This is a genomic window from Delftia sp. HK171, from assembly GCF_001886655.1.
Classification (GTDB): domain Bacteria; phylum Pseudomonadota; class Gammaproteobacteria; order Burkholderiales; family Burkholderiaceae_C; genus Comamonas; species Comamonas acidovorans.
This window is the reverse complement of the sequence record NZ_CP018101.1, coordinates 4,552,192-4,574,012: the sequence shown is the minus strand read 5'-3', so window position 1 is coordinate 4,574,012 and position 21,821 is coordinate 4,552,192. Positions and strand designations below refer to the sequence as shown.

Annotated in this window: 16 protein-coding genes and 2 pseudogenes; 16 read left to right on the top strand and 2 right to left on the bottom strand. The window is 63.2% G+C overall.

The features are described from left to right. From BO996_RS20620 to BO996_RS20570, 11 genes and pseudogenes are all read left to right on the top strand, one after another. The gene (locus BO996_RS20620) at positions 1-963 is read left to right on the top strand and encodes a branched-chain amino acid ABC transporter permease (protein ID WP_071956278.1); all 963 of its coding nucleotides are present in this window, start codon (positions 1-3) and stop codon (positions 961-963) included. Further along, positions 960-1,754: an ABC transporter ATP-binding protein gene (locus BO996_RS20615; protein WP_013801789.1), complete on the top strand. Its 795-nt coding sequence runs from the start codon at positions 960-962 to the stop codon at positions 1,752-1,754. The genes BO996_RS20620 and BO996_RS20615 overlap by 4 nt, the downstream gene beginning before the upstream one ends. Continuing rightward, positions 1,754-2,467, top strand: a complete 714-nt coding sequence (locus tag BO996_RS20610; protein WP_013801790.1) for an ABC transporter ATP-binding protein — start codon at positions 1,754-1,756, stop codon at positions 2,465-2,467. Before BO996_RS20615 ends, BO996_RS20610 begins: the two co-directional genes overlap by 1 nt. Before the next feature lie 235 nt (positions 2,468-2,702). Continuing rightward, positions 2,703-5,036: a type VI secretion system Vgr family protein gene (gene tssI / locus BO996_RS20605; protein ID WP_071956277.1), complete on the top strand. Its 2,334-nt coding sequence runs from the start codon at positions 2,703-2,705 to the stop codon at positions 5,034-5,036. Between the two features lie 78 nt (positions 5,037-5,114). Continuing rightward, positions 5,115-9,686 (top strand): RHS repeat-associated core domain-containing protein, encoded by a 4,572-nt coding sequence (locus tag BO996_RS20600; RefSeq protein WP_071956276.1) that lies wholly within the window; start codon positions 5,115-5,117, stop codon positions 9,684-9,686. A gap of 2 nt (positions 9,687-9,688) precedes the next feature. Next, positions 9,689-10,255 carry a DUF6714 family protein gene (locus BO996_RS29280; RefSeq protein ID WP_156897994.1) on the top strand — a complete coding sequence of 189 codons (567 nt, stop codon included), beginning with the start codon at positions 9,689-9,691 and terminating at the stop codon, positions 10,253-10,255. Between the two features lie 153 nt (positions 10,256-10,408). After that, positions 10,409-10,777: pseudogene (locus BO996_RS30080) on the top strand (RHS repeat-associated core domain-containing protein); the annotation flags it as partial. 915 nt (positions 10,778-11,692) lie between these two features. Then, positions 11,693-12,006: pseudogene (locus BO996_RS30075) on the top strand (RHS domain-containing protein); the annotation flags it as partial. A gap of 5 nt (positions 12,007-12,011) precedes the next feature. Further along, positions 12,012-12,437, top strand: coding sequence for a DUF6896 domain-containing protein (locus BO996_RS29270; RefSeq protein WP_156897993.1), 426 nt, complete (start codon positions 12,012-12,014; stop codon positions 12,435-12,437). A gap of 120 nt (positions 12,438-12,557) precedes the next feature. Next, positions 12,558-12,968 (top strand): SCO4402 family protein, encoded by a 411-nt coding sequence (locus tag BO996_RS20575; RefSeq protein WP_232240388.1) that lies wholly within the window; start codon positions 12,558-12,560, stop codon positions 12,966-12,968. Positions 12,969-13,139: 171 nt separating this feature from the next. Beyond that, positions 13,140-13,541: a hypothetical protein gene (locus tag BO996_RS20570; RefSeq protein WP_071956273.1), complete on the top strand. Its 402-nt coding sequence runs from the start codon at positions 13,140-13,142 to the stop codon at positions 13,539-13,541. A 19-nt stretch (positions 13,542-13,560) separates the two neighbouring features. On the opposite strand, the gene BO996_RS20565 is transcribed toward BO996_RS20570, so the two are convergent. Together BO996_RS20565 and BO996_RS20560 are read right to left on the bottom strand one after the other, a co-directional pair. Beyond that, positions 13,561-14,307: an enolase gene (locus tag BO996_RS20565; RefSeq protein ID WP_071956272.1), complete on the bottom strand. Its 747-nt coding sequence runs from the start codon at positions 14,305-14,307 to the stop codon at positions 13,561-13,563. Next, positions 14,304-14,558 carry a DUF7661 family protein gene (locus tag BO996_RS20560; RefSeq protein WP_017407498.1) on the bottom strand — a complete coding sequence of 85 codons (255 nt, stop codon included), beginning with the start codon at positions 14,556-14,558 and terminating at the stop codon, positions 14,304-14,306. Before BO996_RS20560 ends, BO996_RS20565 begins: the two co-directional genes overlap by 4 nt. A gap of 187 nt (positions 14,559-14,745) precedes the next feature. On the opposite strand from BO996_RS20560, the gene BO996_RS20555 reads away from it, so the two are divergent. From BO996_RS20555 to BO996_RS20535, 5 genes are all read left to right on the top strand, one after another. Continuing rightward, entirely contained in the window at positions 14,746-17,094 is a 2,349-nt protein-coding gene (locus BO996_RS20555; protein WP_071956271.1) for a bifunctional salicylyl-CoA 5-hydroxylase/oxidoreductase, read from the top strand. Between the two features lie 159 nt (positions 17,095-17,253). Next, positions 17,254-18,057 carry an SDR family NAD(P)-dependent oxidoreductase gene (locus tag BO996_RS20550; RefSeq protein ID WP_071956270.1) on the top strand — a complete coding sequence of 268 codons (804 nt, stop codon included), beginning with the start codon at positions 17,254-17,256 and terminating at the stop codon, positions 18,055-18,057. A gap of 45 nt (positions 18,058-18,102) precedes the next feature. After that, entirely contained in the window at positions 18,103-18,960 is an 858-nt protein-coding gene (locus BO996_RS20545) for an enoyl-CoA hydratase family protein (RefSeq protein WP_071956269.1), read from the top strand. Between the two features lie 2 nt (positions 18,961-18,962). After that, positions 18,963-20,132, top strand: coding sequence for an acyl-CoA dehydrogenase family protein (locus BO996_RS20540; RefSeq protein ID WP_013801799.1), 1,170 nt, complete (start codon positions 18,963-18,965; stop codon positions 20,130-20,132). 41 nt (positions 20,133-20,173) lie between these two features. Further along, on the top strand, positions 20,174-21,814 hold the full coding sequence (locus BO996_RS20535; protein ID WP_013801800.1) for an AMP-binding protein: 1,641 nt from the start codon (positions 20,174-20,176) through the stop codon (positions 21,812-21,814). Positions 21,815-21,821: the final 7 nt, after the last annotated feature.

Sequence of the window (21,821 nt, the reverse complement as noted above, 5' to 3'; positions counted from 1 at the left end):
ATGGAACACAGCACATTGCAAGGCAGGTTCCAGGCCCGGTTCTTCTGGACCGTGCTCGCGCTGCTGGCGCTGGCGGTGTTCCCGCTGGTGGCTCCGGCGCTGGGGCTGGACTTCTACATCTCCTTCGTGCGCCGGGTGCTGATTTACGCGCTGGCCGCCACCAGCCTGAACCTCATCCTGGGCTATGGCGGCATGGTGGCGCTGGGGCATGCGGCCTTCTTCGGTGCGGGGGCCTATGCGGTGGGCATTCTGGCGATGAATGGCGTCACCTCGGCCCTGGTCGCCTGGCCTGCCGCCGCGCTGCTGGCCGGGCTGCTTGCCGCCGCCACGGGCGCCGTGTCGCTGCGCACGCGCGGCGTGTACTTCATCATGATCACGCTGGCCTTTGCGCAGATGCTGTTCTACATCTTCATCTCGCTGCGCCAGTACGGCGGCGAGGACGGGCTGAACCTGCCCGGCCATTCCGTTCTGCCCGGGCTGGACCTGGGCCACGATGTGTCCTTCTATTACGTGGTGCTGGCACTGTTCGCGGTGCTGATGGCCGTGTTCGGGCGGCTGGTGGATTCGCGCTTCGGCAAGGCGCTGCAGGGCGTGCGCGAGAACGAGTCGCGCATGGAGTCGCTGGGCTACCCGGTCTATCGCATCAAGCTGGCAGCCTTTGTGCTCAGCGGCGCCGTGGCCGGGCTGGCGGGCGCGCTGCTGGCCAACCACAACCTGTTCATCTCCCCCAGCCTCATGCACTGGACCCAGTCGGCCAACCTGCTGATCATGGTGCTGGTGGGGGGCGTGGGCCTGCGCTGGGGCGGCGTGGCCGGCGCCATCGTCATGCTGACGCTGGAGGAAGTGCTTCGCATGTGGACCGAGTACTGGCACCTGCCGCTGGGCCTGCTGCTGCTGTGCGTGGTGTTCGGTGCGCCGCGCGGCCTGATGGGCCTGTGGCCCGCACGCGGGAGGCAGGCATGAGCGGCGCGGCCACACCTATCTCCATTCCCACTCCGGCCCTGGAAGCCAAGGGCCTGGTGCGCCGCTTTGGCGCGCTGCTGGCCACCGACCATGTCTCGTTGTCGCTGGCGCCTGGCGAGATCCATGCGCTGATCGGCCCCAATGGCGCGGGCAAGTCCACGCTCATCCATCTGCTGTCCGGCACGCTGGCGGCCGATGCGGGCACGCTGGTGCTGGCGGGGCGCGACGTGAGCGCGCTCAACGCCCACCAGCGTGTGGCGGCAGGGCTGTCGCGGTCTTTCCAGATCACCAACATCTTCAAGCAGTCCAGCGTGCTGGACAACCTGGTGCTGGCCGTGCAGGCGCATGCGGGCAGCAGCTTCAGCTTCTGGCGCCCGCGCGCGGCCGAGACCGCGCTCTACGAGCAGGCCCGCGAGCTGGCGCGCGAATGCGCCATTGACGCCAGCCTGCTGCAACGCCCCGCAGGCACGCTGCCGCATGGCGAGCAGCGCAAGCTGGAGTTTGCGCTGGCCCTGGCCGCGCGCCCCGGCGTGCTGCTGCTGGACGAACCCATGGCCGGCATGGGGCCTGATGAAACACTGCGCCTGACCGAATTGATCGAATCGCTGCGCGGCCGTGCCGCCATGCTGCTGGTGGAGCACGACATGCAGGCCGTGTTCCGCCTGGCCGACCGCATCTCCGTGCTGGTCTACGGCCGCATCATCGCCACCGGCACGCCCGACGAGATACGTGGCAACGCCGACGTGCGCCAGGCCTACCTGGGAGACGAAGAAGTGAAGGAGGGCGCGTGATGCTCGAAATGCAGGCCGTGCAAAGCGGCTACGGACCCAGCCAGGTGCTGTTCGGCGTGGACCTCCGCATCGAGGCCGGCCAGGTCGTCACCCTGCTGGGCCGCAACGGCATGGGCAAGACCACGCTGCTTCGCACGCTGCTGGGCCAACTTCCGCTGCGCGCCGGCCGCATGGTGTTTGCCGGGCAGGACATCGCCGGCTGGGCCACCGACCGCATCGCCCGCGCCGGCGTGGCCATCGTGCCCGAAGGCCGCCAGTGCTTTCCCAACCTCACGGTGCGCGAGCACCTGACGGCCTTTGTGGCCCATCGCAATTCGGGCAGCCCCGGCGCGGCCGAGCCCTGGACGCCCGAGCGCGTGTTCGCGCTATTTCCCCGCCTGGGCGAGCGCGCCTCCAACATGGGCAACCAGCTGTCAGGCGGCGAGCAGCAAATGCTGGCCATAGGCCGCGCCCTGGTCACCAACCCGCGCCTGTTGATCCTGGACGAAGCCACCGAGGGCCTGGCCCCCCGCATCCGCGAAGAGATCTGGTCCTGCCTGGCCCAGCTGCGTGCCGCCGGCCAGACCATCCTGGTCATCGACAAATACGTGGAGCGCCTGCTGGGCCTGGCTGACCGCCACCTCATCCTGGAGCGCGGCAAAGTCGTGTGGAGCGGAGACTCGGCCGCGCTGGATGGGGACAGAGCGCTGTGGGAACGGTATTTGGGAGTGTGAGCACGCGCAATGCATTCGCAGTTCAAGGCGAAATTCAAGGCGCGATGGAGGGTTGAATGGCATTGAAGATCAATGGGTGGCATGCCATTCAAATACATGCCTGTATCCAAGATAGGCAATTGCTTACATTTACAGGATGTATCCGGCCCTGCATTTGATTGCCCTATGGCCATCGGCTTGTCTATGATCCCCGCTCACCAAGAGCAGGGAGGCCGCCCCCAGGGCGGCGCGCACTATGACACGCCGAGTCACCATACACACGCCATTGGGCGAGCAGCTGCATTTCCGTGAATTGCGCGGCCAGGAAAACATCAGCCAGCTCTTCAGCCTCGATGTGGAAATGCTCAGCGAAAGCGAAAGCATCGATCCCAAGGCCCTATTGGGCAAAAACGCCACCATAGAAATAGAAACCCAGGGCGGCGGCAGGCGCTTCATCGACGGCATCGTCACCCGCTTTGGCATGCAGGGCCAGGACCACCGCCACTACGCCTACAAGGCGCGCCTGAGCCCCTGGCTGTGGCTGGCCACGCGCAAGAGCGACTTTCGCATCTTCCAGAACCAGACCGTGCCCGACATCATCGAGCAGGTATTGGGCGTCTATGGCCATCCCCTGCAAAAGAAACTCACGCGTGCCTATCGCAGTTGGGACTACTGCGTTCAATACAACGAAAGCGATTGCGACTTTGTCTCGCGATTGATGGAGCACGAAGGCATTTACTACTTCTTCGAGCATGCCTCGGGCCAGCACACCCTGGTGCTGTGCGACGACATCATTGCCTCGCACAGCATATTGCCCGGGGGCGCCTCCATTCCCTTTTATCCCCCGGAAAAGGCCGCCGCAGGCGATCAGGAAAACATCCACGCCTGGCATCTGGAGCAGGAAATCAAACCGGGCCGCCATTACAGCGACGACTACGACTTCAAGAAACCCCGGGCCGACCTCACCCACCTGCGGCGCGACCCACCGGGCCACGCCCATGACGGCCACGAAATCTACGAATGGCCGGGCGGCTACACCCAGTTGAGCGACGGCGAGGACTACATCCGCGTGCGCCTGAAGGAAAGCCTCACGGGCCAAAGCCGGGTGCGGGGCCAGTCCTGCCACCGGGCGCTGGCCACGGGCTACACCTTCAGCCTCTACAACTACCCGCGCGGCGACCAGAACCAGCAGTACCTGATCACGGGCCTGAGCTACCACTTGAAGGAGAATCCCCGCGTCAGTGCCGTGGCCCCGGGCGCCAAGGGCAGCGCCGCGGAAGACGGCTCCTTCCAGCGCTACGAGTTGCAGGCCCAGCCCACGAGTCTTGCCTACACGCCCGCGCGTACCACGCCCAAGCCCCGCACCACGGGCCCGCAGACCGCCGTCGTCGTGGGCCCGGCCGGAGAAGAAATCTGGACCGACGAATACGGCCGCATCAAGGTGCAGTTCCACTGGGACCGGCTGGGCGGCATGAACGAGAACTCCAGCTGCTGGATCCGCGTGGCCACGAACTGGGCAGGCCCGGGGTTCGGGGCCATCTCCATTCCGCGCATCGGGCATGAAGTCGTCGTCGACTTCCTCAATGGCGACCCGGACTACCCGCTGGTCACGGGCTGCGTCTACAACGCGGCCAACATGCCGCCCTGGGCGCTGCCGGCCAACGCCACGCAATCGGGCATCAAGACCAGATCGAGCAAGGGCGGTGCCGCAGGCGCGGGCATGAAGAACGGCCCGGGCGACGCCAACGCCATCCGCTTCGAGGACAAGGCCGGGCAAGAGCAGCTGTGGCTGCACGCGCAAAAGGACCAGCTCACCGAGGTCGAGAACGACGAGGACAAATGGGTCGGCAACGACCGGCGCAAGACGGTGGACCGTGACGAGACCAACGTCATTCACCGCGACCGCACCGAAACCGTGGACCGCGACGAGACCATCACCGTGCACAACAACCGCACGGAACGCGTGGACCACAACGAGAAGATCAGCATCGGCGACAACCGCAATGAGGATGTCGGCATCGACGAGACCATCTCCATCGGCAAGAACCGCAGCAAGACCATCGGCAAGACCGAGACCGACAAGATAGGCCAGAACTGGCACGTCACGGTGGGCCTGCTCAAGACCCAGACCATAGGCATGGCCTACATGCAGAACGTGGGTGTGATGAAGATGATGAACATCGGCGTCAACTACATGGAGAACATCGGTGTGGCCATGCAGACCACGGTCGGCATGAGCCAGAACCTCACCGTGGGGCAGGAGCGCCAGGTCAAGGTCGGCAGCAAGCAAAGCACGGAAGTGGGCTCGCAGTACTCGCTGACCGTGGGCGGTGGTGGCGGCAGCGGTGGTGGCGCGGGAGGCGGCATGGCCATGAACATCACGGCGCCCGGTGGCGGTGGTGGCAGCGGCAGCGGTGGGGGCGGCAAGGCCTCCCGGCTCACCATGGATGGGCAAAGCATTGAGCTCAACGCCGCCAAGATCCGGCTCGAAGCCCAGCAGGAAATCCTGCTGACCTGCGGCAAAAGCACCATCCGCATCACGCCCGGCGACATCCAGATCCTCTCGCCTACGGACCGGCTCAACTGCTGAGGCCCGCATGTCCTGCAGCCCCTGCATTCCCCGCATCCGCCGTCCCGTTCTCTCTCATCTCTCCAGGAGCAGCCTCGCATGAGTGGCCAACCCGCAGCCCGCATCACCGACAGCGTCGTCAAGGGCAAGATCGTCACCGGCTCGCTCACCGTGCTCATCGGCAGCCAGGGGGGCCTGGCCTGCTCCGTCTGCCCGGGTGGCATCACCGTCAGTTCCCCCGTCAACCCCCAGCTGGGCGCCAAGGTCCTGCTGGGCGCACAAGACCTGGACTTTGCCCTGCCCTCGGCCGCGCTGCCTGTGGCCTGGCAGCGCCAGTACAGCAGCTACGTCAACCCCGAGCACGGCGCGGCCTGCGGCCTGCTGGGCCATGGCTGGCACCTGCTGCAGGAGCTCAGCATCCGGCTGCAGGAAGAGGCCACCTTGCTGCTGGATGCCAGCGGCCGCGTCATCACCTTCGACCAGCCTCTGGTGCCGGGCGGCCAGCTGCACAGTGCCAGCGAAGACATCTGGCTGCTGCGCGGCGGCAGCCCGGAGCCGGACGGCGGTACCGCGCCCTGGGCCGCCAATGCTCGGTGGTCGCATGTGGAACAGGCACTGGTGCGCAACCCGCAAGCCATCCTCGCGGTCAGCGGCGATGGCGACACGCTCTGGGGCTTTGGCCCTGCGCCCGGTGAACCTGTCGACGGTCCCTGGCGGCTCATGGCCCAGATCGACCGCTTCGGGCGCCGCCAGCTCTACCACTACAGCGACGGCACCACACCCGAGGCCGGCCACAGTGCGAGCAAGGACCCCATCCCCGCAGGCCGCCTGGTCTCGCTGAGCGACGGCACAGGCCGGCGCTACCGGCTGCTGCACCAGCGCATCCATGGCGGCAGGGATGCGCTGGGTTTGTGGGGCGCCGACGACGGCTGGCGGGTCACAGGCGTGGACCTCACACAGGACCCGTTGCACCCTGTGTCCACCCCCATCGCCCTCGTGCGCTACGGCTACAGCAGCGCAGGCGACCTCATCACCGTCCACGACCGCGCAGGCCAGCTCGTGCGCGAATTCGAATGGGACCACCACCGCATCAGCGCCCACCGCCATGCCAGCGGACCCTGGCACCGCTACCGCTACGAGAGCGCCCAGCCCGGTGCCCGCGTCATCGAGCACAGCAACCAGGAAGGGCTCAGCTACCGCTTCGACTACCTGTCCCAGCCCCCGGGCCCCGACGGCCAGCCGCGTGCCGCCACCCGCGTCAGCGACAGCCTGGATCGCATCGAGACCTACTACTTCGAAGGCGCAGCGGGCCTGTCGCGCCTCATCGCCCACCACAAGGCCGACGGCAGCCGCTGGCTGCAGGCCTACGACAGCTTCGGCCGGCTGGCCTCGCGCACCGACCCGCTGGGGCGCAGCGTGCACCTGCGGCGTGATGGCCAGGGCCGGCTCATCGGCGTGCAACTGCCCGACGGGCGCAGCACCCAGCAGGAACACGACGAAGCCACGGGCCGCCTGCTGCAAAGCACTGACACCGCAGGGGCCACCACCGGCTACCAATACGACGCCTGGGGCCGCCTCACCCAGATCACCCAGGCCGATGGCAGCACCGAGCGCTACCACTACCCCGACCCCCAGGAAGCGCCGCTCACCTGCGACAGCCCCCGGCGCATCGAAGACGCCCAGGGCGGCAGCAAACAGCTGGCCTGGAGCGACGCGGGCCAACTGCTCAGCTACACCGACTGCTCGGGCCACAGCACGCACTACCACTACGACCGCTGGGGAGCGCTCATCGAAGTGGACAACGCCCTGGGCCAGCGCCAACGCCACCAGCGCGACGGCCAGGGGCGCATCGTGGCCAGCGAACTGCCCAACGGCCAGATCGAGCGCTACCACTACGACAGCGCAGGCCACCTCACGCGCATCGATCCGGCCCAGCCTGCGGGCACCTCCAGCGAAACCCAGGCCGCCGACCCCAGCATCCACCTGCGCTACGACCTCTGGGGCAGGCTGGTCCAGCGAACACATGGCGGCCTCACCCTGGCCTTCGAATACGACAGCGCCGGCCGCCTCCTGCGCCTCGTCAACGAGAACGGAGCGCAAAGCCGCTTTGCCTGGGACGCGCTGGACCGGCTCGTGCAGGAAGAAGGGTTTGACCAACGGCTGCAGCGCTACCGCTGGGACGCGGCAGGCCAGCTCATGGAAGCCTCGGATGGCAACGCCGCGCAGCAAAGCAGCAGCCACTATCGCTGGGACGAAGGCGGGCGCCTCGCCGAACGCCAGCTGCCCGCCACGCCCCATGCGCCCGCACAAACCCACCGCTATGAATGGGATGCGGCCGGGCGCCTCACGGCGGCCAGCGTATGGCAGCACACCGGCGAGAACACCGCAGAGAACACCATCCAACTGCAAAGCCGCATAGCACTGGAGCGAGACGCCCTGGGCCGCATCACCGCAGAAGTGCAGCAACTGTACCGCCCAGGCAAGGACGGGGGCGGCAACGGGGGCGCAGAGCAGATCGAATACGAACACCGCATCGCCCACAGCCTGGATGCGCTGGGCGCACGCCAGCACAGCCAGCTGCAAGGCCTGGGAGAGATCGCCTGGCTCACCTACGGCTCAGGCCATGTGCACGGACTGCAGCTCAACGGAGCCAGCCTCATCGACTTCGAACGCGACAACCTGCACCGCGAAGTCCGCCGCAGCCTGCACCCACCCACCTCTGCAGCAGACGCAGACAACCCCCTGCAGGTGCAACGCCAATGGGACAGCCTGGGCCGACTCACGGCCCTGGGCACCACAGGCCTGCAAAGCACGGAAGGCCGTGATCACCTGGTCCAGCCCCTCATAGGCCAGATCCTCGGCCGTCGCTACCACTACGACAGCCTGGGTCAGCTCGTCGCCATCGAACAGGCCGGCGCCCCGGGCCAGGCCGCGCAGCTGCTGCGCTACGGCTACGACAGCGCAGGGCGCCTGAGAGCGGCCACCGACAGCCAGGCCCCCCAGACCACCACCCGCTGGCAGATCGACCCCGCAGGCAACCGCCTGCCAGCACCCGGTGCAGCCGGTGCATCGGGCCAGACAAACACCCAGGACAACTGGGCCGCCCAGGTCCACGCCCACTGGCGGCACACCGACTTCAACCTCATGGGCCTGGGCCACCTTGCCGGCCAGCGGCAAGGCCCCGTGCAGCGCTGGGAAGACAACCGCATCGGCTTCACCGAAGACCGCGTCTGGCGCTACGACCCCTGCGGCAACCGCATCGCGCAAATGCAGGCAGACCACAGCCAGCAGCAACTGCACTACGACGGAGCCCACCAGCTCATAGCGGTGCGCAGCAGCCAGATCCAGGGCAACGCAGAGCAACTGCGCCACCACAGCCGTTACACCTATGACGCCCTGGGCCGCAGGCTCAAGCAGCAAGTGGAAAGCGCGGACTCCACAGAATCCACCCGCACCCACTACTACGGCTGGGACGGCGACCGCCTCATCCACACCGAACGCCTGCAGCATGGCGATGACACCCGCCACATAGAACACACCATCTACGAACCCGGCAGCTTCACTCCCCTGGTGCGCCTGAGCACCACGGCCAGCGGCGATCCCCAAGACCAGCCCCACCTGCTGGTGCAGGCCATCACCGCAGGCCTGCCCGACCAGGACGACCCCAACCACACGTCGGCCCTGGCCCTGATGCAAACCATGCTCAGCGCCATGCCGCGCGACATGCAGCAAGACGCCGCCCGCCACCTGCGCCACACCCTGGAGCACGGCCTGCCGCCCGGCGCCCAGGCCATGCTGGGCGAACAGGCCGAGGGCACGGCCCGCCTGCTCAGCGGCATGCAGGCCCAACTGCAGGACCAGGAAAAAGAACAGCACGCCCGCATCGCCATCCACCACTACCACTGCGACCACCTGGGCACGCCCATGGCCCTGACGGACCAGACCGGCCAGGTGGCCTGGGCCGCAAAGCTGGACCCCTGGGGCAATGTGCTGCAGGAGTACAACCCGCAGGGCCTGCACCAGGCGATCCGGCTGCCGGGGCAGCACCATGACAGGGAAACGGGGCTGTATTACAACCGGCATCGGTACTACGATCCGGTGGTGGGGAGTTATATCAATCAGGATCCTATTGGTTTGGCAGGTGGTGTAAATAAAATTTTGTTCTCAGAGTCTTCTCCAACATCAAAAATTGATCCCACAGGATTGAATACAGTCGCTATAGGGGCAGGAGTCGGGGCTTCTGTTGGTGGACCAATAGGTGCAGTAGTGGGGGCTGCGATTGGTGTCGCGGTTCTGGGGGTTCTTTGGATGGCATCCAGGCCAAGTTCAAATACGACTTCTGTATCAAAAACGGCAAGTGAATTATCTATTGCACACAATAATGCAGCCCAGATAGGTGATCGCTCATCGTATCAAGGGTACGGAGGGAATTGCACGCCAGATGATCATGACAAACTTGACGATGAAAAGAAAGATGCATGCGATAAATCAAAAGGTCTTACGTGCGGAAAAAATGAAATTGATTATGGGAAGGCGGATAAGATCAAGAAATGTATTGATGCTCGAATAAACATTGCAAGAAAATGCTTTAATGGTGGTGATAAAGGGCATAATACACAAATAAATCAATTGTATTCCATAATAGGCAAATGCACAGGACAGGCGGAATAAATATGAATTTGAATAATATAATTTCAGAAAGATTGCGTGATAGTAAACTTGAGCCTTCTTTACGGGAAAGGTACAACATTGCATTAAAGAAAGAATTTTCTGATGATCTGCCGAATTGCGGATTGTTTATTGATAATACATTCTCCGGGGATGATTCTATTGACTATGAGAAGGGTATTAGACTATTTCTAGGAAAAAAATGGACCGAAGTTGATCTTGATTATTTGTATGAAGAATATGTGCAGTTTTTAATGTTGAATGACGACGGTTTTATTTATTACCTTCCGTCATTTTTGTTATATTTCTATGATCTAAAACATTTTGCATTGGAATATTATATTTATTTTATGGATAAGTTGGAGTTGGGGCTGAATGAATCCAAGGCTACTTACAACGTAGGCAGACGGCGGCAGGATTATTCTGGATTCAACAAATTGAGTCACGAGCAATCCAAGCTTGTTGCATTGTTTTTGGTAAATACAGCTAATTTGCTTCCAGATGGATACATGGAGAAGGCGCAAGCACAGAGAGCGCTAACCAACTATTGGGGTAATTTTTTACTATTCTGATTAATAAATCAAGGGGTTCATATAATCTTATTGATTAATGCATTCATTCTTTGAGTAATGATAATTAGATTGATATAAAAGATTAATGGCCAAGAGTTGGCTATGCTACTCTAATTATTATCTCCAGAACATAGCCTGAAATACTGCTACGACATGCAGACAAAGGTTCAGGAACAGGAAAAAGAACAACACGCCCGCATCGCCATCCACCACTACCACTGCGACCACCTGGGCACGCCCATGGCCCTGACGGACCAGACCGGCTAGGTGGCCTGGGCCGCAAAGCTGGACCACTGGGGCAATGTGCTGCAGGAGCACAACCCGCAGGGCATCCACCAGGCGATCCAGCTGCCGGGGCAGCACCATGACAGGGAAACGGGGCTGTATTACAACCGGCATCGGTATTACGATCCGGTAGTGGGGAGTTATATCAATCGGGACCCGATTGGTTTGATGGGTGGGACTAACCCCTGCGGATATGTTAGAAATTCGCCTGTTAATTTGGCCGACCCGATTGGTCTTGAGCCAGGAACAATGGCGCAACGGGGCTATTTAAGCAAGAATAGAAAGAGCTACCCCGGATTGCTAGACGAAGACAGTGACGGAGTAATGCCTTTTGATGAAGGCAACAACGACTTTCATAGTTACAACACGAGGAATTCTTGCAAGAAGAGTACAAGTGGCTGCACTCTTAAAAACGTATCCGAAGGACTAATGCGTTATCCAGCTCCAGGTGCAAAAGGGGAGCCTATACAAAACGGCCAGCGCGGTTTCGCAATTCCTGTGGGCCCCGTGAGCCATGTAGTTAATTCAGATCGTACAATGGTCGTTAACGTTACGGAAAATTCGCACCTACTCTACCCAGGAATAGTACGCCGTTGGGTCTCAGAAAGCGCAACTGAGGTGACAGTGCATACGTTCGGGGAAGGTATTGGTCCTATGGGTGGAATAAACAGTGCACTTGCAGACACACTTTGGGGCCAAGTTGATAAAAAATGTCTTCGTATATGCGTAAAGCTGCAAATGATTAAGTTAATGCAGCCAAGCATCGTTTCATCTGTAATTATTGGATTTCTCTTTACGGTATTAATGACGGATAAAGATTATAAATCGCTTTATGTTTATTTTTTCTTATTCGTTTTTCTAATTTCGCTGCCTCTTAATTTTTTGTTTCAATTATTTCTTGTGCATTTAAAAAACAAATACGGCATATTTTTCTATTTCTGTATCTCTGCAACTATTGGGGCACTTGCAGTCATTACAATTAAGAAATTATTTTTCAATTTATCCCTGGCAATTGATCTTCTCGATTTTTATTATCTGATATTTGGTTTTTTTGCTGGCATCATTTCGTCTATGATTTTTGTCATATTTGAAATAAAAAATAAACCAATTTGAATGTGCCAGATGGGGCGATTTTATGCTCAGCGCCATGCGCACAGCCTGCAGCCCAGCGCCCAGGCGATCCTAGGCGAACAGGCCGAGGGGGCCACACGCCTACTGAGCGGCATGCAGGCAAAACTGCAGGAACAGGAGCGGCAACCGCGCATCGCCATCCCCACTGCTACTGTGACCCATTGGGCACGCCAATGGCCCTGACGGACCAGACCGGCCAGGTGGCCTGGTCCGCAAAGCTGGACCCCTGGGGCAATGTGCTGCAGGAATACAACCCGCAAGGCATCCACCAGGCGATGCGGCTGCCGGGGCAGGCTCAAGACGCCGCCGCTGCTCGTTTAAATAGAACAAGGTATTGATTATGGTAGATTATTCCCTTATCAAAAATATTGCTTTTGGCATAAAAAAATATGTAGAAAAACAGGAGATTCTACATCTTTCTTTCATCAGAGCCCATAGTGATCTTGTGAAGCTATCAAATATAGAATTTCTTCCTCGCAGCGGATTTATTTTTGATGAAGAAATGAATAAATGGGAATTTAAAAAGCATGGGTGTGGTTATGAATTCTCTCATGAAGGTACGGCTATTGATATAAATGATTATTTCCTGTCAAATGGAGATTTTTTTAGCGCAAATAGATTATTCTTCTATTTCGAATCGATTAAATTTAATTTCAAAAACCAAGATGCAGACGATGCGATTAAATCTGCCTTGATTTATTTGGAATCTACAGGGGAGATCGTGAAGGTACTACCAACGGGGTATTATAAGTTCCTTTCATCTTAATGCTGTCATTAATTTAATTATTAATCTGGTTAATAAAGGAGATAAAATCTTATTGATTTTATAAAGTGCATAACACGCTCCAGGGCTACTCACAATCGGCGGGTAACAGGATAGGAAGATATGGAGATGCCTCGCTTGAAATATCCTGAAATGAGAATGGAATTGCTCGGATATTTGAGGAAACTCAAGGATTTGAAGTATCAAATGAAAGCCTGGGTGAATCATGATTTCCCTGCAGACATTCAATACGACCATCTTGATTTGGCCATACATTTCATTTTTGACGATACGTATCTGGGCAGTGATGCTCGTATGGCGATCGGTGAAATTCTTCTCGATGAGCAGGAGGCAGCGCTGATGGGGCAGTTGGTGGATGCCATCAATGCCATCTTTGAGGCGTACGGCACGGACATGCCGGACAGCTTCTACATACAAGTTGGCGAATGGACGAGGGTGGTGGCCTGTGCCGAAAGGGCGTTCGATTGTCTGGAGGGGAGCAACGCCGCTGGGTGCCGCGAGCCGCTGGATTGACACGGGCATGCCTGCAAGCCGACTAGCCGGGGCAAGACCATGGCTGATCGTGATGTCCAGTCGGTGGTGAAGAGTACCGTTTCCAGGTTCGTGGAACAGCAAGATGTTTTCCAAGCAGGTAGCCCGCCCCCAAACCTGCCGGACAATCCATGGGAACCGAGGCCCTGTTCCATGACAACTTTGACCCTCCTTCCCGAACCCGAATTGAGGGCCTTCGCTGTGGCGGCGGCCGAGCAGCAGCGATGCACGGACTGCGCGGTGCTGTGGAGGCCGGGTTGGGAGTCCTTGTCGGGAGCGGACAGGACTTCGCATCTGCAGCAGGTTGGTGCGCTGGGCACGCCGGAGACACGGGAATTGCTCGATGAATATCACCCACAGGGCACGAACCAGTGGTCGCCGGATGCTCCCATCGCCCTGGGCTGGCACCCGTACAACCGCTGCACGCTTTGGCGCTGCCACCATTGCAATGCCGCCTTTCTGCGCTACACGGAATACGGCGGCTACTACCAGGACGATCGCATTCGCCCGCTGCTGGCGCATCTGATCGTCACGCCCGAGCAGGGCCGCGTCTGAGCGGCGCTGCTCGGCCGGCTCAGGTCCAGTCGAACGTGAACAGCACCGTGCGGCTTTCCGGCTCGTAGAACAGCAGGATGCTGTCCGCGCCCGTGGCGCACCAGTTGTAGCCGGCCACGTTGGCCACGTGGAAGAAGGGCTTGCCGTCGCGGGTGATGCGGATGCCGTCGTCTTCCAGTTCATCGCCCATACCGGCGTTTTCCGCTTCGTCCAGCTGGAAGGCCGGGGGAATGGGCGGGTGGCTGGTCCAGTTGCCGTACCAGATGCCGCCGCCCAGGCTGTCCAGGTAGTCCTGCTCCATGGGCTCGCCCTTGCCATAGCGCGAGTAGCTGGCCAGGCGGCCATGCTGGGCGTAGTAGGCACTGGCCTTGGCGTGGCTGGCCAGCATTTCGTCGGTGTGCTCGCAGGCGAAGGCATCCTTGGTGAACTGGCCGCCATGCTGCGGCGCGCGCTGGAAGAAGCCTTCGTTGCCCAGAAAGCGGTAGCGGTTGTCGGGCGTCAGCTCCAGCGCAAACCAGTTGGGGGCGGTGAAGGCGTTGTGGTGGGCTTCGGTCTCATCGCCTATGCAGCCCTCGAAGGGCTCGACGGGGCACAGCATGTGGACCACGGTGCCGGCCAGTTCGGGCCGCACCAGGCCCAGGTCGATGGAGATCAGCGGCAGCAGGTGCTCGGCCAGCCAGGGCTGGTCGGCCACGAAGATGTCGGCGGCGGCGGGAAAGGGGCTGAGGCCCGGCTTCAGTTCGCGGACTTCGGTTTGCTGGGTCAAGAGGAACTCCTGGGTGAGGGGATGGTGGTGCCGGGGGTGATCTCGAAGATGTCCTGGTCCGATGCGGCCGCGCTCTCGTGGTAGATGTCGTAGAGGTACTGCGCCAGTTCGGCGTGGGTGACATCGCAGGGAATGGCCAGCAGGGCGGGCGCGCGCTTGCCGTCGGCGCCGACGTTGAAGCAGCGCCACTGGGCCTGCGCGCGTTCGATGGCGATGATGCGGCCGAAGACATTGAACCGGTATTTTTCCAAGGGAGATCCTCCTGGCGATCCGGCATCGTAGCGGCTGTCGGGGGGCTCATGCGTGTTCTCCCTAGGTTCGTGCCGGCGTTTCGTCTATATATTTCAAACCTAAACTATTCAGGCTTAAAGTTCTTGGGCCTGGATTCTGAACCTGGGGCGTCCTGTGCCGTCGCCCTGCGAGAAAAGGGTTTGCGGTATGAAGATCGTTTGCATCGGCGGTGGTCCCGCCGGCCTGTACTTCGGCCTGCTGATGAAGCTGCAGGACCCCGCCAACGAGGTCACGGTGGTGGAGCGCAACCGGCCCTACGACACCTTTGGCTGGGGCGTGGTGTTCTCGGACGCCACCATGGACAACCTGCGCGAGGCCGATCCGGTGTCGGCCCGCACGATTGGTGACGCCTTCAACCACTGGGACGATATCGACATCCACTTCAAGGGCCGCAGCCTGCGCAGCAGCGGCCATGGCTTCATCGGCATAGGCCGCAAGAAGCTGCTCAACATCCTGCAGGCGCGCTGCGAGGACGTGGGCGTGAAGCTGGTGTTCGAGAACTTCGTGCAGGACGACCAGGCGATTGCGCGCGAGTACGACGCCGACCTGGTCATCGCCTCGGACGGCATCAACAGCCAGGTGCGCACGCGCTATGCCGATACCTTTCGGCCCGATATCGACCAGCGCCGCTGCCGCTTCGTGTGGCTGGGCACGACCAAGGTGTTCGATGCCTTCACCTTCGCCTTCGTGCAGACCGAGCATGGCTGGTTCCAGGCCCATGCCTACCGCTACGAAGACGGCATGTCCACCTTCATCGTGGAGACGCCCGAGGAGACCTGGCAGGCCGCCGGCATCGAGCAGATGAGCCAGGAAGAGGGCATTGCCTATTGCGAGAAGCTGTTCGCCCCCTGGCTGGACGGCCATGCCCTGGTCAGCAATGCCACGCACCTGCGCGGCTCGGCCATCTGGATCCGCTTTCCGCGCGTGATCTGCAATACCTGGGTGCACTGGAACGCGCTGGACACGCCGCGCGGCCCGCGCAGCGTGCCCGTGGTGCTGATGGGCGATGCGGCGCACACGGCGCATTTCTCGATTGGCTCGGGCACCAAGCTGGCGCTGGAGGATGCGATCGAGCTGGCGCGCAGCCTGCGGTCTGCGGGGGACATCGAGGCCGGGCTGCGCCACTACGAGGAGGTGCGCAGCGTGGAGGTGCTCAAGATCCAGAACGCGGCGCGCAATTCCACGGAGTGGTTCGAGAACGTGGAGCGCTATGCGGGACTGGAGCCGGAGCAGTTCGCCTATTCGCTGCTGACGCGCTCGCAGCGCATCTCGCACGAGAACCTGCGCCTGCGCGATGCCGCCTGGCTGCAGGGCTTCGAGCGCTGGATTGCCGAGCATGCGGGCGAGACCGTGCCCGAAGGCCGCTGCCCGCCCATGCCCATGCTCACGCCCTACCAGGCGCGCGGCCTGCGGCTGAAGAACCGCATCGTGGTCTCGCCCATGGCCATGTATTCCTGCACCGACGGCGTGCCTGGCGACTTCCACCTGGTGCACCTGGGCGCGCGCGCCATGGGCGGCGCGGGCCTGGTGATGGTGGAGATGACCTGCACCTCGCCCGACGCGCGCATCACGCCCGGCTGCCCCGGGCTGTGGAACGACGAGCAGGCGCAGGCCTTTGGGCGCATCGTTGATTTCGTGCACGCGCAGGGCGGGGCGCACATTGGCGTGCAGCTGGGGCATGCGGGGCGCAAGGGATCGACCCAGCTGGGCTGGCAGCAGATCGACCATCCGCTGGAGCAGGGCAACTGGCCGCTGCTGTCGGCATCGGCCCTGCCCTATATCGAGGGACTCTCGCAAGTGCCCGCCGCCATGACCCGCGCCGACATGGATCGCGTGCGCGAGGACTTCGTGGCCGCCACGCGGCGCGCTGCGGCAGCGGGCTTTGACTGGCTGGAGCTGCACTGCGCCCACGGCTACCTGCTGTCCAGCTTCATCTCGCCGCTGACCAACCAGCGCGATGACGAATATGGCGGCAGCCTGGACAACCGCCTGCGCTTTCCGCTGGAGGTGTTCGAGGCGGTGCGTGCAGCCTGGCCGCAGGACCGGCCCATGTCGGTGCGCATCTCGGCCCATGACTGGGTGGAAGGCGGCATCACGCCCGACGATGCGGTAGAGATCGCACGCCGCTTCAAGGCGGCGGGCGCCGACATGATCGACTGCTCCTCGGGCCAGGTCAGCCCCGACCAGAAGCCGGTGTACGGCCGCATGTACCAGACGCCGTTTGCCGACCGTGTCCGCAACGAGGCCGGCATACCCACCATTGCCGTGGGCGCCATCTTCGAGGCCGACCATGCCAACGCCATCATCGCCTCGGGCCGCGCCGACCTGTGCGCGCTGGCGCGTCCGCACCTGGCCGATGCGGCCTGGACGCTGCGCGAGGCTGCGCGCCTCGGTGCGCAGGATGTGGATTGGCCGAACCAGTACCAGCCCGGCAAGCGCCAGTTGGAAACCAACTTCGAACGCGCCGCCGCCATGGCGCAGTTGGACGCGAAATGAAACTACACCCCCTGAGTCGCTTCGCGCCTTCCCCCTCTCTCGCTTCGCGGGAGGGGGACCACACCGTCGGTGCGGGGCGGCCCTTCCTCGGCGTCCCTCGCTGTGTGGCGCGCCGGTTTCATAGGTTGCGGGTGGCTCGCATCGCCACGGGTGATTGAAATGACCATATCTTTGAATCTTCTTGAAGGGCGCCATGCCCTGGTGACGGGCGGGGCGCGCGGCATAGGCCTGGCCTGCGCGCGGGCGCTGCTGGCGCGCGGCGCGCGGGTCACGCTGCTGGGACGCGACGGTGCGGCGCTGGAGGCTGCCGTGCGCGAGCTGGGCGGCACGGCCCAGACAGCACAGATGGTGCAGTCCGTGCAGGCGGATATTGCCGACGAGGCCTCGGTGCGCCAGGCCTTCACGCAGGCCGAGGCGGCCTTCGGTCCCGTGCAGGTGCTGGTCAACAACGCGGGCCAGGCCAGCAGCCAGAAGTTCGAGCGCACCGACGCCGCACTGTGGCAGGCGATGCTGGCCGTCAACCTCACGGGCACCTTCCACTGCATGCAGGCCGCGCTGCCGGGCATGCTGGCTGCGCGCTGGGGCCGCATCATCAATGTGGCCAGCACGGCAGGGCTGATCGGCTATGCCTATGTCAGCGCCTATTGCGCGGCCAAGCATGGCGTGATCGGCCTCACGCGCTCGCTGGCGCTGGAGACGGCGGGCAAGGGCGTGACGGTGAATGCCGTCTGCCCCGGCTACACCGAGACCGACATCGTGCGCGGCGCCGTGGCCAACATCGTGGACAAGACCGGCATGACGGCGGATGAGGCCCGCGCCAGGCTGGCCGAACGCAACCCGCAGGGCCGCCTGGTCCAGCCCGAGGAAGTGGCCGAGACCGTGGCCTGGCTGGCCCTGCCGGCGTCCGCCTCGGTCAACGGCCAGTCCATTGCCGTCGACGGCGGCGAGGTGATGACCGGCTGAACCCGGTCCACTCCCCCCGTTTTCTGAATTCTTGATGGAGACACCATGAGCACCCAGCCCGAAGAACACAGCATGAAGCACCACAAGCGCCCCCTGGCCGGCTACGAGGCCAGGACCTTTGTGTGGCAGGTATCGGCCGACGGCAAGATCGGCACCATCATCCTGAACCGGCCCGAGCGCAAGAACCCGCTGACCTTCGGCTCCTACGCCGAGCTGCGCGACCTGTTCCGCGCCCTGGTCTATGCCACCGACATCAAGGCCGTGGTGGTCACGGGCGCGGGCGGCAATTTCTGCTCGGGCGGCGATGTGCACGAGATCATCGGCCCGCTCACCAAGATGAGCATGCCCGAGCTGCTGGACTTCACGCGCATGACGGGCGACCTGATCAAGGCCATGCGCGCCTGCCCGCAGCCCATCGTGGCGGCCGTGGACGGCATCTGCGCGGGCGCGGGCGCCATGGTCGCGCTGGCGGCCGACATGCGCCTGGGCACGCCGGCGGCGCGCACGGCGTTTCTCTTCACCCGCGTGGGCCTGGCCGGTGCCGACATGGGCGCCTGCACGCTGCTGCCGCGCATGATCGGCCAGGGCCGCGCCTCCGAGCTGCTGTACACGGGCCGCGCCATGACGGCCGAGGAGGGCGCTGCCTGGGGCTTCTTCAATGCCTTGCATGGCGCCGAACAGATCGGCGAAGCCGCCCATGCGCTGGCTGCCCAGCTGGCCGCAGGCCCCACCTTTGCCCATGGCGTGACCAAGAAGCTGCTGCACCAGGAATGGAACATGGGCGTGGACGAGGCCATCGAGGCCGAAGCCGAGGCCCAGGCCATCTGCATGCAGACGCGCGACTTCCACCGCGCCTACGAGGCCTTCGTGGCCAAGCAAAAGCCTGTCTTTGAAGGAAACTGAAAATGCGTGATTCCTCCTGGCTGGACTGGCCCTTCTTCGACGACGCCCACCGCACGCTGGCGCATGAGGCCGACGCCTGGTGCGCCCAATCCCTGGGCGATGTGGACCACCACGATGCCGATGCGGCTTGCCGCCAACTGGTGAAGGCCCTGGGCCAGGCCGGCTGGCTGCGCTATGCCGTGCCGTCCGGCCCCGGCGGCGCCTGGGGTGGGGCCTTGCCTGAGGTGGACTCGCGCGCGGTCTGCATCCTGCGCGAGACCCTGGCCCGCCATGAAGGCCTGGCCGACTTCGCCTTTGCCATGCAGGGCCTGGGCAGCGGTGCGATATCGCTCATGGGGTCGGATGCGCTGCGCCAGCGCTACCTGCCGCGCGTGGCGCGCGGCGAGGCCATTGCGGCCTTTGCGCTGTCCGAGCCCGATGCCGGCTCCGACGTGGCCGCCATGGCCTGCGAGGCACGGCTCGAAGGCGACCACTATGTGCTCAACGGTGCCAAGACCTGGATCTCCAACGGCGGCATTGCCGACTTCTACTGCGTGTTCGCCCGCACGGGCGAGGCGCCGGGCGCGCGCGGCATCAGCGCCTTCGTGGTCGATGCGGACACGCCGGGCTTTTCGATCGGCGAGCGCATCGAACTGATCGCGCCGCACCCGCTGGCCACCATCCGCTTCGACAACTGCCGCATACCCGTGTCGCAGCGCCTGGGCGAGCCGGGGCAGGGCTTCAAGCTGGCCATGATGACGCTGGACATCTTCCGCGCCTCGGTGGCCGCTGCCGCACTGGGCTTTGCGCGCCGCGCACTGGACGAAGGCCTGGCACGCGCCAAGTCGCGCCGCATGTTCGGCCAGACCCTGGGCGACCTGCAACTGACCCAGGCGGCGCTGGGCGACATGGACACGGCCATCGACGCATCGGCCCTGCTGACCTACCGCGCCGCCTGGATGCGCGATGTGAAGAAGACGCGCACCACGCGCGAGGCGGCCATGGCCAAGATGACGGCCACCGAATCGGCCCAGGCCGTGATCGACCGCGCGCTGCAGATGTTCGGCGGGGCGGGCGTGGTCTCGGGCATGCCGGTGGAGACGCTGTACCGCGAGATCCGCGCGCTGCGCATCTACGAGGGCGCGACCGAGGTGCAGAAACTCATCATCGCGCGCGAGCTGCTCAAGGCCTGAGCGGCAGGCTGCCCATTCAACGCAAAGCCAGGGAACATCGCATGCAAGCCTCCGCCCACATCGATACTTTCGCCCGGGACAATCTGCCGCCGCCCGACCAATGGCCCGAGTTCCTGCTCGACGGGCCGGACGTGGCCTATCCCGAACGCCTGAACTGCGCGGCCGAACTGGTCGATGCCATGGTGGCGCGCGGCCAGGGCGGCCGCGTGGCCCTGCGCTGGAGGCAGGGCGCGGACCAGGCCGCCATGACCTATGCCGAACTGCAGGCGCTGACCAACCGCATCGCCCATGTGCTGGTGGAAGACCTGCAGCTGGTGCCCGGCAACCGGCTGCTGCTGCGCGGCCCCAACAACGCCATGATGGCCGCGTCCTGGCTGGCCGCCATCAAGGCCGGGCTGGTGACGGTGCCCACCATGCCGCTGCTGCGCGCCAAGGAGCTGCAGCAGATCATCGCCAAGGCCCAGGTGCAGGCCGTGCTGTGCGATGTGCGCCTCAAGGACGAGGTGCAGCTGTGCCTGCAGCCCGGCCATGAACAACATTGCCCGGACCTTTCGCGCGTGCTGTATTTCAACGACGGCGCAGCCGATGCGCTGGACGCCCTGGCCGCAGCCAAGCCGGACACCTTCGCCTGCTGCGATACAGCGGCGGACGATGTCTGCCTGATCGCCTTCACCAGCGGGACCACGGGCGCGCCCAAGGGCTGCATGCATTTCCACCGCGACGTGCTGGCCATGTGCGACCTGTTCCCGCGCCATGTGATCCGGCCGGGCCCGGACGACATCTTCTGCGGCACGCCGCCGCTGGCCTTCACCTTTGGCCTGGGCGGGTTGCTGTGCTTTCCGCTGCGCGTGGGCGCCAGCACCGTGCTGGCTGAGAAGCTCACGCCCGAAGGGCTGCTGCAGCTGGTGCAGGATTTCCGCGCCACCATCGTCTTCACCGCGCCCACCTTCTACCGGCAGATGGCGGCGCAGGCAGCGCGCTTCGATCTGTCGTCGCTCAGGAAAAGCGTGTCGGCGGGCGAGGCCCTGCCGGACGCCACGCGCCAGCTGTGGAAGCAGGCCACGGGCATCGAGATGATCGACGGCATCGGCGGCACCGAGCTCATCCACGTCTTCGTGTCCAGCCCGCCCGAGGAGGTGCGTGCGGGCGCCATCGGCAAGGTCGTGCCCGGCTACGTGGCCCAGGTGGTGGACGACGACATGCAGCCCGTGCCCGACGGCACGCCCGGCCGCCTGGCCATCAAGGGGCCGACCGGCTGCCGGTATCTTGCCGACGAGCGTCAGAAGCGTTTTGTGCAAAACGGCTGGAATCTGCCCGGCGACACCTTTGTGCGCGACGCCGACGGCTATCTGTTCTACCAGGCGCGCAATGACGACATGATCATCTCGGCCGGCTACAACATCGCCGGCCCCGAGGTGGAGGATGCGCTGCTGCGCCACGAGGCCGTGGCCGAATGCGGCGTGATCGGCGCGGCAGACGACGAGCGCGGCCAGGTGGTCAAGGCCTTTGTGGTGCTCAAGCCCGGCTTTGCGGCCGGCGACGACATGGCCGCCACGCTGCAGGCCTTCGTCAAGGCCAGCATTGCGCCCTACAAGTACCCGCGCGCCATTGTCTTCGTGCCGGCCCTGCCGCGCACCGAGACCGGCAAGCTGCAGCGATTCGTGCTGCGCAAGATGCCGTGAGCGCGCG

What these genes read in the sequence shown, in the direction of transcription:
- BO996_RS29280 (WP_156897994.1), top strand. Translation starts at nt 9,689, where the DNA reads ATGAATTTGAATAATATAATTTCAGAAAGATTGCGTGATAGTAAACTT.
- BO996_RS20535 (WP_013801800.1), top strand. Translation starts at nt 20,174, where the DNA reads ATGCAAGCCTCCGCCCACATCGATACTTTCGCCCGGGACAATCTGCCG.
- BO996_RS20615 (WP_013801789.1), top strand. Translation starts at nt 960, where the DNA reads ATGAGCGGCGCGGCCACACCTATCTCCATTCCCACTCCGGCCCTGGAA.
- BO996_RS20600 (WP_071956276.1), top strand. Translation starts at nt 5,115, where the DNA reads ATGAGTGGCCAACCCGCAGCCCGCATCACCGACAGCGTCGTCAAGGGC.
- BO996_RS20575 (WP_232240388.1), top strand. Translation starts at nt 12,558, where the DNA reads ATGGAGATGCCTCGCTTGAAATATCCTGAAATGAGAATGGAATTGCTC.
- BO996_RS20555 (WP_071956271.1), top strand. Translation starts at nt 14,746, where the DNA reads ATGAAGATCGTTTGCATCGGCGGTGGTCCCGCCGGCCTGTACTTCGGC.
- BO996_RS20610 (WP_013801790.1), top strand. Translation starts at nt 1,754, where the DNA reads ATGCTCGAAATGCAGGCCGTGCAAAGCGGCTACGGACCCAGCCAGGTG.
- BO996_RS29270 (WP_156897993.1), top strand. Translation starts at nt 12,012, where the DNA reads ATGGTAGATTATTCCCTTATCAAAAATATTGCTTTTGGCATAAAAAAA.
- BO996_RS20620 (WP_071956278.1), top strand. Translation starts at nt 1, where the DNA reads ATGGAACACAGCACATTGCAAGGCAGGTTCCAGGCCCGGTTCTTCTGG.
- BO996_RS20545 (WP_071956269.1), top strand. Translation starts at nt 18,103, where the DNA reads ATGAGCACCCAGCCCGAAGAACACAGCATGAAGCACCACAAGCGCCCC.
- BO996_RS20570 (WP_071956273.1), top strand. Translation starts at nt 13,140, where the DNA reads ATGACAACTTTGACCCTCCTTCCCGAACCCGAATTGAGGGCCTTCGCT.
- BO996_RS20540 (WP_013801799.1), top strand. Translation starts at nt 18,963, where the DNA reads ATGCGTGATTCCTCCTGGCTGGACTGGCCCTTCTTCGACGACGCCCAC.
- BO996_RS20550 (WP_071956270.1), top strand. Translation starts at nt 17,254, where the DNA reads ATGACCATATCTTTGAATCTTCTTGAAGGGCGCCATGCCCTGGTGACG.
- tssI (WP_071956277.1), top strand. Translation starts at nt 2,703, where the DNA reads ATGACACGCCGAGTCACCATACACACGCCATTGGGCGAGCAGCTGCAT.